A 342-nucleotide genomic window follows, 5' to 3' on the forward strand; every position below is an offset into this window, starting at 1 on the left:
GGTCGAGACATATTACCTTGCGGCGACTTTTTCAATTGGAAATATTGATAGTTGCCGTCTACCCATGTTTGAAATACACCATGACACGTTCTCTCTAGAAAACTTGCTGTTTCCAAGCCTATTTCAGTAAAGTTACTTAAGGCAATCATGCTCATATTCGCCGCACTGATAAAGGCAATTTCTTCAGTAAGGTAACTTTTCACAAATTCTTTCCCTCTTTGAGAAACGATTGTATTAAGATCATTAAATAAGAACCATTTCTCCCCGTTTTCTGCACTCTTTGAAACTGCAACATTCAGTTTCTCTCGAATGACTTGACTGTATTCTTCGTTATTCATATGC

1 pseudogene is annotated in these 342 nt (G+C 37.4%); it reads right to left on the reverse strand.

Features of this window, described 5'->3' with window-relative positions:
* Positions 1–342, reverse strand: a pseudogene (locus KH400_RS23115) (circadian clock protein KaiC); the annotation flags it as partial.

The sequence above is a fragment of the Desertibacillus haloalkaliphilus genome (assembly GCF_019039105.1).
In the GTDB taxonomy this organism is placed as follows: domain Bacteria; phylum Bacillota; class Bacilli; order Bacillales; family KJ1-10-99; genus Desertibacillus; species Desertibacillus haloalkaliphilus.